Here is a 16,612-nt window from a genome sequence, read left to right on the forward strand (position 1 = left end):
TAATATATTTACAGCACTATGAAACCAACCTTACTGATTTTGGCCGCAGGTATGGCCAGCCGTTACGGAAGCATGAAACAGGTAGATGGCTTTGGCCCTAATGGCGAAACCATCATTGATTATTCTATATATGATGCAATAAAAGCAGGTTTTGGCAAAGTTAGCTTCATCATCCGCGAAGAATTTCAGGATGCATTTAAAGCTATTTTTGAGCCTAAACTGGCCGGCCGTATCGAAACCGATTACGTATTTCAAAGCTACGACCTTACCCAATTTGGTATTGACAAAACAGTAGAACGCTCTAAACCATGGGGTACCGCTCATGCTGTATTAGCTGCGCGCAACCAAATTAACGAGCCTTTTTGCGTAATAAACGCCGACGATTTTTACGGTTACGAAGCCTTTGAAAAAATGGCTGAGTTTTTAACCACCGAAGTTGCCGATGATAACTACTCATTAATGGGTTACCAGATCGACCGTACATTATCTGACTATGGTTCGGTATCGCGCGGTGTGTGTAAAGTAGAAGACGGCAAAATGGTTGAAATTAACGAGCGTACCGAAGTTTACTTTAAAGATGGCGACGTATTTTATAAAGATGCCACCGGCGAGCACGAATTACCAAAAGACACCCGCGTATCGATGAACTTCTGGGGCTTTACTCCGGCAGTTTTCAAGCAAAGCGAGGAAATGTTCAAGAAATTTGTTGATGCTAACGAAAGCAATCCTAAAGCTGAGTTCTTTATCCCGTTAGTGGCCGACGAATTGATTAAAAGCGGTACTGCTGCTTTTAAAGTTATCCCAACCGGTAACAAATGGTTTGGTGTAACTTATAAAGAAGATAAGCCAATTGTACAGGCCAGTATTAACGAATTGGTTGAAAACGGTACCTACCCAAGCAACCTTTGGTCATAACCATTAAATTTTACTTTTAATAATAAAAATCCCGCCCTTAGTTAAGGCGGGATTTTTTTTGTGTATAAGTTTTAATTAGTTTAAAGGCGTAGCAGCGTTAGTATCCTTAACAAAGAGGTAAGCATCAAACCAATCGGTTATGTTTATTTTATCATAGGTTGAAGCGCCGCTTTTAGGGGTGTAACCTACAAACCGCATTGGGTTAACTGCATTGGTTGTATTGTATTGTGCGGGCATTATGTAAAACGCCGGTACATTTGTTTGTACAAATTTTTCTTCCCACGAGTCTTTCAACGGTTCTTCAAGCTTATATGCTTTTATGGGGTTAGTGTAAGTATCACGGGGTTCGGTGGTGGCAGCAAAAGTGCCGGTTGCTGTACCTGTACCTACAACAAAGTATTTACCCGGAAACATTTTGCGCAGGTAACCACCAGTGCCGCCCACAACGCCTTTGTATATAGCTTTTTTAGCAACGTGCCCATTATGCGCCCATATAATCATCTTAGCATTGGGCTTTTGCATAATTACAGAGGTATTATATGCCATATTACTATCGCGGCTTGCCTCGGGCTTTTTTGCCATTGATGCATAAAAAGGGGCAAAAGCCTGCTGTATATTGGTAATCGCTAACAAAGCATCAGTTTTTACCTGTTGCGGTAAATTGGCGTTGGCAATCTTTTTGCCCAGTTTGCCGGCCAGCAAATAACCCTTATAACTACTTTTACCAAGCGAGTCATAATTTACTTCATAATTATCACGGTTTAAACCATTCCAGGCTTCGTCCTGAAAAGCGGCAGCACGAGCCAAAGGGGCTATAGAATCCAAAACGGATGCCGCACTGGTACCTGCAAGTATTTCCTTAAGCATGGCTACATCGGGCTGTGCAAACACATAGTCGATACCGCTTATAGTTACCTTTTTACTATGTTTTGCATTGTAGGTTTTAACCCATTGCAACAGCTCTTTAGTTTCGTGGTTTTGCCAGATGCTCAGCATGTACTTTTTCATCAGGCTATCTAAATTGCCTGTTGTATTCAGTCTACGGTTCAGTAACCAGCAATCGCTGTAATCGTTTTCGAAAGCAATATGATTAAACCCTTTCTCTTCAACCAATATACGGCTAATCCAAAACCGGAGTTTGTAGAACTCAGCTGTACCATGAGTGCCCTCGCCCAAGGCAACTATGGCCTTGGTATCCATTTGTTTTATTAAAGGTTTAACAGATTTTTTAAAAGCCTTGTAGTCTGTAATATTAAGGGCATTTAAAGCCTTGTTATTTACAGCAGACGCACCCTTGTTTTGAGCATTGGCCAGGTTAGGGTTTGCAAGTAATAATGTAATTGCAGTAACGATAGAGAATAAGATATTTTTCATTTGTTTGTTATTGATGCTGCAAATCAAAGGCTTAAAAACGTTGTTTAAATCCAATATTCGACCGGTCTACTGCGGGGCTCGTTCAAATTACGGGTGGGTTAGTTCGTCGGGCAAAAAGCAGGTTTCGTCGTGCTGCCTTATTTAAATCCGCCAATTAATCACAACTTCGTATCGTGTTAAAAAATATCAAATTCACCTTTCCCACGGTTTTCGAAATACTGATATGGGTATTTTATGTAACTTTATACAAGTACTCGTACCTGCTCGAGCAATCGCGTTTGCCGCACATTTCAAACAACGATTTACCATACCTGCACATTTGCTTATACGCTATATGCAGCAGCTTGTACCTGGTTCCTTATTACCGCTGGGCAGTTCCTAAACTGCTCGATAAAAAGCGATATTGGCTGCTTTTGGGCGTAACGCTTATTTTGCTTTTGGTGGTAAGCGTATATAACAACGCTGCTTTTGCATGGCTCTTTGCCCTGTTTACTAAGGAACAACCCGTAGGAAAGTATTTCGAAGTTTTAGCAAAAGCCCGCTTCGTAGATTTTAACCTGGTACTTACCGATCTGTTAGCTTTTTTTTGTATTGCTTTTGCGCGCTTTTCATACCAAAACGAAGTAAAACGCCACCGTATTGAAACCGACCATTTACAACTGCAACTGAGTATGTTAAAGACACAATTGCAGCCACATTTTTTATTCAATACACTTAATGGTTTGTATGGAATGAGCCTAACAGGTTCAAAAGACACCCCCCGCTTTATATTGCTGCTGTCGCAAATGATGCAATATATTTTGTACGATTGCGATAAAGAAACGGTACAACTGGGCGATGAAGTTTCGTTTTTAAAAGGCTATTTTGAGCTGGAACAAAAGAAATTTCCTAATGCATCTATTAGCTTTATAGTACCCGAACATTTGGATGAGTTAGCCATAACGCCATTATTGTTTTTGCCCTTGGTTGAAAACAGTTTTAAACATGGCAAGCATAAGCTATCTGACAATGCCTCGGTAGAGGCCGAGCTTAAATTAACTGCCGATAGCCTAATATTTACCATTAGCAATCATGTTATAGACGATGTTCCGGTTGCTATGAGGAGTGCGCGGGCAGGAGGAATCGGACTCATCAACATCAAAAAAAGACTGGAGCTTTATTATACCGGCAAATATGAGTTTACAACCGGTAAAAACAACAATATGTATATTGCTCAACTTACGCTTAAATTAAAATGAATTGTGTAATTATTGATGATGAGCCATTAGCCCACCAGGTATTGGAGCATTATATAGCCGAAACTCCGGGTTTGGTTCTTGCTGCCAAATTCAGGAATGCGGTTGATGCTTTTGAATATTTGGGCAAACACCAGGCCGATCTTCTGTTTTTAGATATTGAAATGCCGCTGGTTAACGGATTGCATTTTTTAAAGGCACTTACCACTCCCCCACCCACCATTTTCACTACGGCCTACAAGCAATATGCCTACGAAGGTTTTGAGTTAAATGCGATAGACTATCTGCTAAAACCATTTGCTTACGAACGTTTTGTTAAAGCTGTACAAAAAGCTAAAAGTTTGGTAGCAGAGCCAACTGCCGATAAAACCGGCAATAACTTATTAATAAAAGACAAGGAAGGGACGCTCGTCATCAAACAACAAGATATTATTTACATTGAGGGGTGCCGTGACTATGTGAAAATTAATACCGCCAACCAAACTTACATAACTTATCACACCCTTAAGGGAATTCTTGAGAAGTTAAACCCCGATAGCTTTATACAGGCACACCGCTCATACATTGTAAACAAAACATTCGTGAACCGCATACAGCAAGACACATTAATATTGAGCAACCAAACCTTTGTACCTATTGGCCTGAGTTTTAAAAAAGCACTTATTGATTTTATTGGCAGTTAAAACTAAAACTTACACCCATCAGGCACATTAATGCCTTGCGAAGTTTGGCTTAAGGTAGCTTTTCCGTTATGAACGGTTACCACCCACAGGCTATCATAATCGTCACCCTGCCATTTAAGTTTGCCTGCCGTTACGCCCAATGACGATAATATTTTACCGATAGCGTTATGCTCCCAAACCACCAGCACTGTACCGGCTTTTGTGCTTATGTTTTTGGCGAGCGCTTTAGTGTCATCCACATCAAACTTGCTGTTAACCGTTAAATTATACTTGGTAGCCAGCGGCCAAACCGTTTGCAGCATACGGCCGCTTTTGGTAGCCTTACCGGTTGACGGCGACGGCACATAAACATAAGCCGGTACACCAAAGCGCTTAACAAGCACGCCCGGCAACATCATGGCCCGGTTAAAACCTTTGCACGAGAGGTTATCGCCACTGGCAGGTTTTTCGGCATGGCGCATAATGATGATCCGCAAATCAGCGCCGTTATTTTGCAGTTGAGCAAAAGCTGTAATGCTAATCAATATTAGCAGCCAGCATAAGAAGTATTTTAGTGTCTTCATATTTTGATGCTTTAGTAATCTAAATTTACATTTAACAACTCACTATTCGGCAACTTAAACCTTCAAGCCGCCAAATATGCTCGTCATAATTACACTCAACACTATCAGCGTAATAAATATATACAACTTATCCTTTTCCAAAATAAAAGCCAGCAGCGAGAAGAACACGCGCAGTATAGGCGTGGCAATTAATATCAATACGCCTAACTGTATAACCTCGGTTGAACTGAAAGCTGCTGCTCCTTTAAATATGCCTTTAAACGTGGTGTAGCCAGCACCTTCGCCAACAAAATTGCTGTATTGCGGTACTGGTCCGCTGCCGTGCATAAGCAGGTACATTACGCCGCCTGCAAAGGCCACCACGCTGGCACTAACTACACCGTAGCGTAATAGCTGACCAACCACCAGTTCCACATCCTTATCGCCCCAAAGGCTTGAAAACATATTTTTCATGTCGTGTAATTCTTTAATTAAAACTTGTGTTGAATGCCGTTATACATCATTTGCAGTGCTACAAATACAATGGCTACGCAAAAAATAATGCGCAAGGTTTGCGGGTTAATACGCGAAAGCAATTTCGACCCGGTAAATGCCCCGCCCAACACACCCAATATAACCGGGAATGCAATGCCTGGATCCATATAACCGCGCTGCAGGTACACCACGGCACTGGCAGCAGCCGTAACACCGATCATAAAATTACTGGTAGTGGTACTTACCTTAAAGGGTATGCGCATGGCGGTATCCATAGCCAAAACCTTAAGTGCTCCCGAACCAATACCCAACAAACCCGATATAACCCCGGCCACCGTCATCATAGAGAAGCCCGCTCCTATGTTTTTCAATTTATACTCTACTATGCCCTCCTTGGTTGGATAGCTGCCGTTAAGTTTGAGCAGGTATGAGAGTTTACTACCTTCGGTTAAGGCTTCCTGGTTCTTTTTGCGCAAAGTCATAGCGGCCGAAAACATTAACACCGCCCCAAACAGAATGGCAATGGTATTTACCGGCGTGTATACTGCTATAAGCGCACCAAGCACCGCCCCTATGGTTGTGGCAATTTCGAGGAACATGCCCAGCCGTATATTGGTAATCCCCTCTTTAACATAGGCCGTTGCCGCTCCCGATGAAGTAGCAATAGAGGCCAGCAACGCCGCACCAATGGCGTACCTGATATCGACCCCAAAAACCAGTGTTAACAGCGGAATTACCACAACGCCGCCACCTAATCCGGTTAACGAGCCCAGCAACCCGGCCAGGTATGATCCCACTAATAGTATAATGGTGAATGTTAGTATAGTCATATATATTGAATTTTAATTAGTAGTTATTATCAAGTATTTGCTGCATAGCCTCGCGTGCCTGCTTCAGTTTTTTGCCTTTAATGGCGTTAAAAAGTTGCTCATGCAGGTAATGGCTCATGGCAAAACTGGCTATGCCCTGCGGTTCGCGCTTCGAAAAAAAATCGAGGATAACGGTAGTAAAGCTTTGGTACAAATTAAACAACACGCTATTACCCGATGCCTGCGCAATGGTGGCATGAAAAGCAATATCGGCATCCATGCAAGCCTGGCGGTTATTACGCTCAATGGCGGCTTTTCGGTTTTGCAGGTGCAATTCCATTTCCTGTATATGTTCGGTAGTGTGATTCTCTACAGCCAGGCTCACAATTTCCCTGTCGAGCATGCGGCGTACGGCGTTCACCTCGTCAAAATCGGCCCTGCGAAGCTTACTGTCTATAGGTTCGGCATCGGTAGTGGCATTCACAATGGTACCCATCCCCTGCTGTACGCGCACCACGCCTGCCATGGCTAAAGCTTTAACGGCTTCGCGTATAGTAGAGCGACCTACCTCGTAAAGTTTCATCAATTCGGGCTCGGGCGGTATTTTATCGCCTGGTTGATATTTCCCCTTTTCAATATCATGTTTTATCAACCGGCTTATGCGGTCGCTGAGTTTTATGCGGGCGTCCATAGTAATTGAATAACGAATACAAACATATGATGTTTTTTTTAAACATCATATGTTTGTATTGAATTTATTACTTTTTACCATTATAAATCCGTACTGTTGCCGTAATAATGTTTTTTAACAAACTATCCTAACTTAATATGCGTTCATTTAGCTGTTAGCGTTATATTTACCGTAACAACTATCGCCAATACTTATGGATTTCAAAATGTTAGGCCCATCTCAAAGCGTTCAGCAAAAAAGCAATAAACTTATTATTAAAACTGCCGAAGCCGAAGCGCATATAACCATATATAGCCCTTCGGTTATCAGGGTAAACATTACCCGCCAGCCTGCTGGGGCAGACGAATCTTTTGCGGTTATCAGAGAGCCTTTGGCTCAAATAGCTTACGAAGAAACGGCAGAAGAGATTATTGTAAAAACATCGGCGCTTACGTTGCGCATCAGCAAATCGCCTTTGCGTTTTGCATTTTACACCCCGGGGGGCGAGCTTTTGAGTAAAGACGACGACCGCTTTGGAACCAATTGGCAAAATAGCCGGGTTACCAATTACCGCGAGTTGCAGGCCGATGAAAAATTCATCGGTTTGGGCGAAAAGGTAGGCAACCTGAACCGCCGTGCCAGCTCGTTTACCAACTGGAACACCGATGCATCAGACCATACTCCTAAAACCGACCCGCTGTACGAAACTTTCCCGTTCTTCATCGGCATACACGGCGCGGTTACTTACGGCTTCTTTTTAGATAATACACATAAAAGTTATTTCGATTTCGGTGCCTCGTGCGATGACCAGTTTATTTGGCTGGGTGCCGAGGATGGCGACCTGAACTATTATTTCTTCGGCGCCCAAACCGTGGGCAGAATTTTAGAAGACTATACCTGGCTAACCGGCCGCATGGAAATGCCGCCACTTTGGAGCCTGGGATACCAGCAGTGCCGCTGGAGTTATATGACTGCCCAGGAAGTATTGGATGTTGCATCAAAATTCCGTGAGCACAATGTACCTGCCGATGTAATGTATTGCGATATAGATTACATGGAAGGCTTTAAAATATTCACCTGGAATAACGAAACCTTCCCCGACCCAAAAGCATTTATTGATAAGCTGAAGGCCATGAACTTTAAGCTGGTAACTATTGTAGACCCCGGTATTAAGGTTGAAGAAGGCTACCAGCAATATGACGAGGGTGTGGAGCGTGGTTACTTTGCCACCTACCCCAACGGCGAAAACTATATTGGCGAGGTTTGGCCGGGTCGTTGTCACTTCCCCGACTTCTTCCGCGAGGATGTACGCGAATGGTGGGGCGCCGCCTTTACCGCACTAACCGAACCCGGTGTTGAAGGTTTTTGGAACGACATGAACGAACCTGCCGTTTGGAACCAGAACATGCCCTGGATAGTAAAATTTGGCGACAAGTTTATGCCCGAGGTACGTAATGTATACGGCATGCAAATGGCCCGCGCCACTTATGATGGCACCCGCAAAATACTGGGCAACAAACGCCCATTCGTGTTGACTCGTGCAGCTTATTCGGGCACACAACGCTACTCGGCGGTATGGACGGGCGATAATACTGCAACCGACGAACATTTATTGTTGGGAGCACGTTTAGTGAACAGCTTAGGCGTAAGCGGCATGGCCTATGTAGGCGTTGATATTGGCGGCTTTAGCGGCAACCCTACCCCCGAAATGATGGTACGCTGGAATAACTTAGGTATTTACACTCCTATGTATCGCAACCACTCCATTAAAGATTCGGACTACCGCGAGCCATGGCAGTACGGGGAGGAAAATCTCGGCCTCATCCGCAAATTTATTGAAGACCGTTATCGTTTACTGCCTTATCTGTACTCTGCATTTTATCAAACCACACAAACCGGCCTACCTGTTTGCCGCACACTGGCCATTGATTATACCCACGATAAAGCGGTTTACTATGAAGACTATCAAAATCAATTCCTGTTTGGCGATGGCTTACTGGTAGCCCCGGTTATCAGCACCGCGCTAACCGCCAAAGTATATCTCCCCTGCGGCGATTGGTACCGATTAAGTACGGGTGAAAAATTTGAAGGCGGCAAAGAATATGAAGTAGACGCCCCCCTGCATGACATGCCGGTATTTGCCAAAGCAGGAGCTATCATTCCTCAGCAAAACGTAATTCAAAGCACGCAAGATGCCGGCGATGGTATTTTAGAGATTCACGTTTGGAACAGTACCGAACCATCAACCTTTGTTTATTACGAAGATGATGGCGATACCTACAACTATGAGCAGGGCACTTACCACAAACGTAACATTACTTTTACCCCGGCTTCAAAAACGGTTACATTATCGTCTGTTGAAGGAGGTTATACTTCTAAGTATACTCAAATACAAGTGGTATTGAAAGGATTTGAAGAGGTTATGAAGATTGATATGGTGGATAATGCGAATGACGAAATAGTTATTGAATGGTAATCATTCAATAACTATTCGAACAAAAGAATTTAGTACTCCGCCAAAACCACAACTTTATCGGCTAAAGGTGCTATTTTTTTACGTCCATCTAAAAAGCCTAAGGCTACAATAAAGCTGAAGCCAGCTATCATGCCACCCATTTCGGTAACCAGTTTGGCCGCTGCGGTTACGGTGCCGCCGGTGGCCAGCAGGTCGTCGTGTATTAAAATGTGCTGACCGGGTTTAAAGGCATCGGTATGCACTTCAATTTTAGCCGAACCATATTCCAGATCATATTCCATTTGCTTTACGGTGTAGGGTAGCTTACCTGCTTTACGTATAGGTACGAACGGCACACCCAGTTTACCGGCCAATTGCAATCCAAATAAAAAGCCCCGGCTTTCGATACCGGCAACCGCATCAATTTTGGCGTTTTGAAAATGCGCAGCAAACGCATTCACAATGCTTTCGCACAAAATAGGATCTTTAAGTATGGGGGTAATATCTTTAAAGGTGATACCGGGTTTCGGGAAATCGGGAATATCGCGTATGGCTGATTTAATTTGCTGCTCGATCATGGGACGTAAAGATAGGTGAAATGTGCAGATGTGCGAATATGCAGATGTGCAAATATTTAGCTCTTCCCGTCATGCCGAATTTATTTCGGCAACTCATCATATAGGCTAACCTTTCGCACGTCGTATAGATTATTTGGCATGTGGGGTGCTGAAATAAGTTCAGCATGACGATTAAATTTGTTTAATTCTGTGGTTTTGATGCATTCTTAAAATTCATGTTCAAAAACCATCTGCACATTTTCACATCTGCATATCCGCACATCTTCTACACATCAAAAAAATTCTATCTTTGACGCGCTATGAGTAAAAATACCGACGAACTGTTTAAAAATGTGATTGCCCATGCCAAGGAGTATGGTTTTGTATTTCAGTCAAGTGAAATTTACGACGGACTAAGCGCCGTATACGATTACGGCCAAAATGGTGCCGAACTGAAGAACAACATCAAAGCCTACTGGTGGAAAAGTATGGTGCAGTTGAACGATAACATCGTAGGTATTGACTCGGCCATATTTATGCATCCTAAAATATGGAAAGCAAGCGGTCACGTTGATGGTTTCAGCGACCCGATGATCGACAACAAGGATTCGAAAAAACGCTACCGTGCCGACCAGTTACTGGAAGACCGCATAGCTAAATATGATAAAGACGGCAAAACTGATAAGGCAGAGCAATTGCAACTGGAGTTGGATAAAGCCCTTAATGCCGACGATTTACCACGCCTGCGCGACCTCATTGTTGAGCATGAAATTGCATGCCCGATAAGCGGCACCCGCAATTGGACCGAAGTACGCCAGTTTAACCTCATGTTCAGCACCCAAATGGGAGCCGTGGCCGATGATGCCGACACCATTTACCTGCGCCCCGAAACAGCACAAGGTATTTTTGTGAACTACCTTAACGTGCAAAAAACCGGCCGTATGAAAATTCCGTTCGGTATTGCGCAAATTGGTAAGGCTTTTCGTAACGAGGTTATTGCCCGCCAGTTCATCATCCGCATGCGCGAGTTCGAGCAAATGGAGATGCAATTCTTCGTACGCCCCGGCACGCAAAAAGAGTGGTTTGATAAATGGAAAGAAGCCCGTTTAAAATGGCACCTGGCTTTGGGTACACCAGCCGAAAAATACCGTTACCACGAACACGTTAAGCTGGCGCATTATGCTGATGCCGCTTATGATATTGAGTTTGAATTCCCGTTCGGCTTTAAAGAAGTGGAAGGTATACACAGCCGTACCGATTTTGATTTGAGCCAGCACCAGCAGTTCTCAGGTAAAAAAATGCAGTATTTTGACCCTGAGGTTGACCCGGAAACCAACAAACCTTATGGTAACTACGTGCCTTACGTTATCGAAACTTCGATAGGGTTGGACCGTATGTTCCTGCTCACCATGATCAACGCTTACGAGGAAGAAGACCTGAGCACCGAAGAAAAACAAGACAGCCGTACAGTTTTACGCCTGCACCCTTGTTTGGCACCGGTAAAAGCCGCTATTTTCCCGCTTACCAAAAAAGATGGTTTGCCCGAAAAAGCCCGTGAAATTATGGACAGCCTTAAACTCGACTTCAACATGCAGTATGAGGAGAAAGACGCCATTGGCAAACGCTACCGCCGACAGGATGCCATTGGTACACCGTTCTGTATAACGGTTGACCACCAAACGCTGGAAGACAATACCGTAACCATACGCCACCGCGACAGCATGGAGCAGGAACGCGTACCTGCCGATCAATTAGAAAAGATAATTGGTGACTTGGTAAGCTGGAAAAACGTATTGAGATAAAATTGCCGATATTATAAAATCGTCATTGCGAGGTACGAAGTAATGACGTGATAATTAAAAGCTGCCCTAAACAGGCAGCTTTTCTTTTTTACCAACCTCAAACATTAACCTGCATTTTTGCTTATTGCTAATAGTATTTACCACTCAACATGCAAACCAAACAGTACCCATTTTATCTTCAGGCTACCGTTGTTCTTTTCGGACTAATTTTAGTTGTTTACGTAATGAACAGCCTGGCCGATATATTGGTACCACTGGCTTTTGCAGCTTTTATAGCCATACTGCTTAACCGTTTGTGTAACAGACTAATCAGGGCAAAAGTTCCGCAAATACCGGCTATCATCATATCCATGTTTATTGCAGTAATTGTTATTGCCGGTTTGTTTTATTTCCTGTCATCGCAAATAATATCTTTTGGAGATACGCTGCCCACGCTAAAAGCCAAGTTTGCACACATTACCGCCGATCTTAAAGTCTGGATATTTCAGCACTTCGGCATCGATACGCATAAACAGGTGCAGTTTATAAACGGTGCCATGAAGAGCAGTAAATCATTGGTTGGTAAAACACTCAATACCGTGTTGGGCACGTTAAGTATCATCTTCCTGATACCGGTTTATGTATTTTTGATGCTGTTGTATAAAACGCTGATCGTAAACTTTCTATTCGAAGTATTCTCCGAAGAAAATTCGGCACAGGTGGCCGAGATATTACAGGAAACCAAAGCGGCCATACAAAGCTATATTATTGGCCTCCTTACCGAAACTTTAGTAGTGGCCATCATGAACTCAGTAGCCTTATTGCTTTTGGATGTTCCTTATGCAATACTCATTGGTGTAATTGGCGCCTTACTAAACCTGCTGCCTTATATTGGAGGTTTGGTTGCCATTGCATTGCCTGTATTAATGGCTACTGTTACGCACGATGGTTACGGTACGCAGTTGGGTGTTATTGCCGCTTACCTGTTTATACAGTTTATTGATAATAATATATTGGTGCCTCGCATCGTATCATCTAAAGTGCAAATCAATGCACTCATATCTATCGTAGTTGTTTTGTTAGGAAATTCATTATGGGGGTTATCGGGTATGTTTTTATCTATACCATTTATAGCCGTACTTAAAATCATATTTGACCGTATTGATGATTTGAAACCATGGGGCAAACTACTGGGTGATAATATACCCACCCGCAGTAAGGCACACATATGGCAACTACGTCGTAGCAATGCCCCGGCTCAAAACGACACTCCTACTTCTTAAATTTAAGTACAACTGTTTTGCCCGATATTCCCTCTAACAAGGGCTTGAATATAATCTGCGCATTTTGACGTGCCATACCGGTTATATTTTGCTGCCTCGCATTATCCAGTAAGCGTTTTTCGGCCAGCTTGTAAATATCTTCAACCATGGTTTTGGTGGTGCTTGGTAGTATTACGCCGCTTACATCATATACTTTTGAGCGTTGATGATCGAGCTTCGCATAGCAAATTTCTGGCTGGGGCAGGGTTACAGTAACCACGCTGTCGCCATTGCTGCGAGTAATGCTTTGTTTGGTCACCTTAGTTAGATCGATACAAGCAGTTACTTCGCCAACTGCTACAAATAAAACTCGTTCATCCGGTAAAAGGGTATGTATCTGCTTTTTCTCCAGTACATCTTTCATGCTGTATTTTACCAGTTCGAGCTTGCCCATGGCCGTTATTTTTTCAACCATCACATCCTCCTTAACTTCGGTACGAACGGTGCTGAACTGGTGCTTCATGTAAAAGAACAGGAATATGAGGAAACCTGTAATAACCAAAACGAAGAGTAAGGTGAGCGATAAACGTCGGCGCATATTTTAATTTATATCTGCATTAAACAACAAAGAGCAGACGTTATTGTCTGCTCTTTGAAAATATTACAAAATCTTGTCATTGCGAGGAGCGACAGCGACGTGACAGTTTTATCGCGTTCATTACTAAGCGCTAAGAGATTGCCACGCTACGCTCGCAATGACACATGTGTATTATTACTATTTTATTACGCCTCTACGCCGTAAATAACGTTCAACGTAAACGGAACGCTTAATGCTTTAGAGATGATACAATTTTTCTTAGCATCCTCGGCTATGGCTTTAAACTGATCTTCAGATACGCCGTCGATAGCGGTAGCTTTAATTTCGAGGTGTATACCTGTTACTGCAAGGTTAGCCATATCAAGGTCTAAAACTGCGGCGGTATCTAAATTGCCGGGGGTAACACCTTGTTGAGTTAAAGCAGCGCTTACCGCCATAGTAAAGCAGCCAGCGTGTGCAGCGGCTAATAATTCTTCGGGGTTGGTACCCACGCCCGACTCAAAACGTGTTTTAAACGAGTATTGAGTTTGGTTTAAAGTAGTGCTTTGGGTAGTTAATTGGCCCGAGCCGTCTTTTAATGTTCCGTTCCAGTGTGCGGTTGCTGTACGTTTCATAGTTTTTTGTGGATTGATTATTAAGGTTAAAAATTAGTTCTTGCTTTCAATTAAGTTTAACGCCATTGGGCGCGTTCGTATTGTGCAGGCCACTCAATTTGGTGCCCTAACTCATGTGCTGCACGCAAGGCAAAATGCGGATCGCGCAGCATTTCGCGGGCCATCAACACCAGGTCGGCCTGGCCTGTTTCTATAATTTCGTTGGCTTGTGCCGGTGTGGTAATTAACCCCACCGCGCCGGTTAATATCCCGGTTTGTGCTTTGATCTTCTCTGCAAATTCAACCTGGTAGCCCGGTTTATTAGGTATAACTGCTTTAGGTACGTTTCCTCCCGAAGAGCAGTCAACCAAATCTACACCTTTTTCTTTTAAAACCGCAGCCAGTTTTACCGAATCTTCAATGGTCCAGCCACCCTCGGTCCAGTCGGTTGATGATATGCGCACAAACAGCGGATACTCCTGCGGCCAAACCTCGCGCACGGTTTCGGTAACTTCTACCAATAAGCGTATACGGTTTTCAAACGAGCCACCATATTCATCAGTACGCTGGTTACTCAACGTTGAATAAAACTGGTGCAGCAAATAGCCGTGCGCACCGTGTACTTCGGCCACTTTAAAACCGGCTTTAAGCGCACGTTCGGCAGCTGATTTAAAATCGGACTTAACTTTTTCAATACCGGCTTTGTCTAACTCCAGCGGAGCTTCTTCACCATCGGTAAACGCTAAAGCACTGGGCCCATAAGTTACCCATCCGTTTTCATGGGTGGATGGAAATTGTTTGCCACCCAGCCAGGGTTTATCATGGCTGGCTTTACGCCCGGCGTGCGCTAACTGAATACCGGCAACTGCGCCTTGTGCTTCTATAAAAGAAGTTATTTGTTTGAGGCGTTCGATATGCTCATCTTTCCATATTCCTAAATCCGAATAAGTAATGCGCCCCTCGGGCGATACGGCAGCGGCTTCGGTAATAATTAAACCTGCGCCGCCCGTGGCAAATGCACCAAGGTGAACCAGGTGCCAGTCGTTGGCAAACCCATCGGTACAGCTATACTCGCACATGGGCGATACCGCTACACGGTTTTTAAACGTAGTGCCCTTAATAGTTAAGGGCGAAAATAAATTAGTCATTTGTTCGATAGATATTACTCAAACTTACAGCACAAACAGCAATAACCTGTAACCGGTTTGTAAAGATGTGTAGTGATGTGCCGGTGAATAAAAGATATGCAAATGTGTGTATGCGCAAATGTTATTTGAGCCAGATTATAATTATTGAATAAAATATGGATTTGCACATTTACGCATTCGCACATCTGCACATATTCCCATCTGCACATCAATTCACAACAATTTACATGAAAATGCTATATTGCTTTAAACGATTTTAGCTTTTGACTACCTATACTACTTTAATTGTCCTCTGCTCACTGGTAATTTTCTCTTACCTGTTCGATTTAATTGCCGGTAAAACCAAAATACCATCGGTGTTATTGCTGCTGTTTTTAGGTGTGGCCATACACCAGGTAATTGATTATTTTGGCATTAAGGTTTTCGACCTTACTACCATTTTACCCACGCTGGGTACCTTGGGTTTAATACTCATTGTGTTTGAGGGTGCGCTCGAACTCAAGTATTCGCCCTCAAAAAACCAGGTGATCAAGCGCTCGTTTATGTCGGCATTTTTTATTTTGATATGCACCACGTTCTGCATATCGGGCTTAATATACATACTTACCAAAGCCGATTTTTATCGGTGTTTTATGAATGCCATTCCGTTCTGTGTTATCAGTTCGGCCATTGCCATACCCTCGGCATCCAACATCAACAAGGAAAAAAAGGAGTTCATTATTTATGAATCATCGTTTTCGGATATTTTAACCGTGGTGTTGTTCAATTTTATGCTGAGTAACAGCTACATCAGCATTGGCTCGTTTGCCAAATTGGGGGTTGAACTGGTGGCCATTTTAATACTGGCACAAGTGGCCTGTTTGCTGTTATTGTACCTTATTGGCCGCATTACACATCATGTTAAATTCTTCCTCATTATTGCATTGCTCATATTAGTGTACGCTATTGGGCAGTCGTTCCACTTATCATCATTAATTATTGTGCTGGCCTTAGGCCTGTTTTTTAACAATGCTGACCAAATTAATTTGCCCTGGTTCCGCAAACACTTTATTTACCACGGCCTGCAGATCGACCTTAAACAGCTCCTCCAACTATCGGCCGAAAGCGCTTTTTTAATGCGCACCTTCTTCTTTATCATCTTCGGTTTTACCATGGATGTTTATCAACTGCAAAAATCAACCGTGCTTTTCATCGGCGGATTGATCCTGTTCACCATCTATTTCATTCGTTTCGTATACATTAAACTGGCGCTAAAAACAGAGCTCATGCCCGAACTGGTGATCGTTCCCCGCGGTCTCATCAGCGTATTGCTTTACTACAACATCCCCCAGCCGCTTCGCCTGCCCGGTGTTGAAACCAGCTTGCTCTTTGTGGTGATACTGGGCACCAGCATCATCATGAGTATAGGCTTGTTTTTTTATAACCGCCGGGTGAGTGCTAAAGAGTTTGAGAATGTTTAGGGTACAATGAGTGAATGAGAGAGAGAGGGAGCGAA

Annotated in this window: 16 protein-coding genes; 7 read left to right on the forward strand and 9 right to left on the reverse strand. The window is 43.4% G+C overall.

Features of this window, described 5'->3' with window-relative positions; genetic code table 11:
- Window positions 1-18 precede the first annotated feature (18 nt).
- Window positions 19-915, forward strand: coding sequence for a nucleotidyltransferase family protein (locus QE417_RS08575; RefSeq protein WP_311949314.1), 897 nt, complete (start codon window positions 19-21; stop codon window positions 913-915).
- A 75-nt stretch (window positions 916-990) separates the two neighbouring features.
- On the opposite strand, the gene QE417_RS08580 is transcribed toward QE417_RS08575, so the two are convergent.
- Window positions 991-2,289 (reverse strand): erythromycin esterase family protein, encoded by a 1,299-nt coding sequence (locus QE417_RS08580; RefSeq protein ID WP_311949316.1) that lies wholly within the window; start codon window positions 2,287-2,289, stop codon window positions 991-993.
- Window positions 2,290-2,462: 173 nt separating this feature from the next.
- Here QE417_RS08580 and QE417_RS08585 point away from each other — a divergent pair, with 173 nt between their 5' ends.
- Both QE417_RS08585 and QE417_RS08590 read left to right on the forward strand, forming a co-directional pair.
- Complete coding sequence (locus QE417_RS08585) at window positions 2,463-3,527, forward strand: sensor histidine kinase (RefSeq protein WP_311949317.1); 1,065 nt, start codon at window positions 2,463-2,465, stop codon at window positions 3,525-3,527.
- Window positions 3,524-4,207, forward strand: a complete 684-nt coding sequence (locus tag QE417_RS08590) for a LytR/AlgR family response regulator transcription factor (protein WP_311949319.1) — start codon at window positions 3,524-3,526, stop codon at window positions 4,205-4,207. The genes QE417_RS08585 and QE417_RS08590 overlap by 4 nt, the downstream gene beginning before the upstream one ends.
- 2 nt (window positions 4,208-4,209) lie before the next feature.
- On the opposite strand, the gene QE417_RS08595 is transcribed toward QE417_RS08590, so the two are convergent.
- The 4 genes from QE417_RS08595 to QE417_RS08610 are packed head-to-tail and all read right to left on the reverse strand — an operon-like array spanning window position 4,210 to window position 6,744.
- Window positions 4,210-4,770 carry a histidine phosphatase family protein gene (locus QE417_RS08595; RefSeq protein ID WP_311949320.1) on the reverse strand — a complete coding sequence of 187 codons (561 nt, stop codon included), beginning with the start codon at window positions 4,768-4,770 and terminating at the stop codon, window positions 4,210-4,212.
- Between the two features lie 54 nt (window positions 4,771-4,824).
- Entirely contained in the window at window positions 4,825-5,223 is a 399-nt protein-coding gene (locus tag QE417_RS08600; protein ID WP_311949322.1) for a DUF1634 domain-containing protein, read from the reverse strand.
- Between the two features lie 17 nt (window positions 5,224-5,240).
- Window positions 5,241-6,074 (reverse strand): sulfite exporter TauE/SafE family protein, encoded by an 834-nt coding sequence (locus QE417_RS08605; protein WP_311949324.1) that lies wholly within the window; start codon window positions 6,072-6,074, stop codon window positions 5,241-5,243.
- A gap of 16 nt (window positions 6,075-6,090) precedes the next feature.
- Window positions 6,091-6,744, reverse strand: a complete 654-nt coding sequence (locus tag QE417_RS08610; protein WP_311949326.1) for a FadR/GntR family transcriptional regulator — start codon at window positions 6,742-6,744, stop codon at window positions 6,091-6,093.
- Window positions 6,745-6,937: 193 nt separating this feature from the next.
- Between QE417_RS08610 and QE417_RS08615 the strand changes: the two genes are divergently transcribed.
- Window positions 6,938-9,199 carry a glycoside hydrolase family 31 protein gene (locus QE417_RS08615; RefSeq protein ID WP_311949328.1) on the forward strand — a complete coding sequence of 754 codons (2,262 nt, stop codon included), beginning with the start codon at window positions 6,938-6,940 and terminating at the stop codon, window positions 9,197-9,199.
- 29 nt (window positions 9,200-9,228) lie between these two features.
- On the opposite strand, the gene QE417_RS08620 is transcribed toward QE417_RS08615, so the two are convergent.
- On the reverse strand, window positions 9,229-9,756 hold the full coding sequence (locus QE417_RS08620) for an adenine phosphoribosyltransferase (RefSeq protein WP_311949329.1): 528 nt from the start codon (window positions 9,754-9,756) through the stop codon (window positions 9,229-9,231).
- Between the two features lie 299 nt (window positions 9,757-10,055).
- On the opposite strand from QE417_RS08620, the gene QE417_RS08625 reads away from it, so the two are divergent.
- Entirely contained in the window at window positions 10,056-11,537 is a 1,482-nt protein-coding gene (locus QE417_RS08625; RefSeq protein ID WP_311949331.1) for a glycine--tRNA ligase, read from the forward strand.
- A 149-nt stretch (window positions 11,538-11,686) separates the two neighbouring features.
- Window positions 11,687-12,799 carry an AI-2E family transporter gene (locus QE417_RS08630; protein WP_311949333.1) on the forward strand — a complete coding sequence of 371 codons (1,113 nt, stop codon included), beginning with the start codon at window positions 11,687-11,689 and terminating at the stop codon, window positions 12,797-12,799.
- On the opposite strand, the gene QE417_RS08635 is transcribed toward QE417_RS08630, so the two are convergent.
- From QE417_RS08635 to QE417_RS08645, 3 genes are all read right to left on the reverse strand, one after another.
- The gene (locus QE417_RS08635; protein WP_311949334.1) at window positions 12,789-13,376 is read right to left on the reverse strand and encodes a DUF4230 domain-containing protein; all 588 of its coding nucleotides are present in this window, start codon (window positions 13,374-13,376) and stop codon (window positions 12,789-12,791) included. The genes QE417_RS08630 and QE417_RS08635 overlap by 11 nt on opposite strands.
- Before the next feature lie 185 nt (window positions 13,377-13,561).
- On the reverse strand, window positions 13,562-13,990 hold the full coding sequence (locus tag QE417_RS08640; RefSeq protein WP_311949336.1) for an OsmC family protein: 429 nt from the start codon (window positions 13,988-13,990) through the stop codon (window positions 13,562-13,564).
- A gap of 56 nt (window positions 13,991-14,046) precedes the next feature.
- Entirely contained in the window at window positions 14,047-15,117 is a 1,071-nt protein-coding gene (locus tag QE417_RS08645) for an NADH:flavin oxidoreductase/NADH oxidase (RefSeq protein ID WP_311949338.1), read from the reverse strand.
- A 263-nt stretch (window positions 15,118-15,380) separates the two neighbouring features.
- Between QE417_RS08645 and QE417_RS08650 the strand changes: the two genes are divergently transcribed.
- Window positions 15,381-16,577 carry a cation:proton antiporter domain-containing protein gene (locus tag QE417_RS08650; protein ID WP_311949339.1) on the forward strand — a complete coding sequence of 399 codons (1,197 nt, stop codon included), beginning with the start codon at window positions 15,381-15,383 and terminating at the stop codon, window positions 16,575-16,577.
- Window positions 16,578-16,612: the final 35 nt, after the last annotated feature.

The organism is Mucilaginibacter terrae (assembly GCF_031951985.1).
Classification (GTDB): Bacteria; Bacteroidota; Bacteroidia; order Sphingobacteriales; family Sphingobacteriaceae; genus Mucilaginibacter; species Mucilaginibacter terrae_A.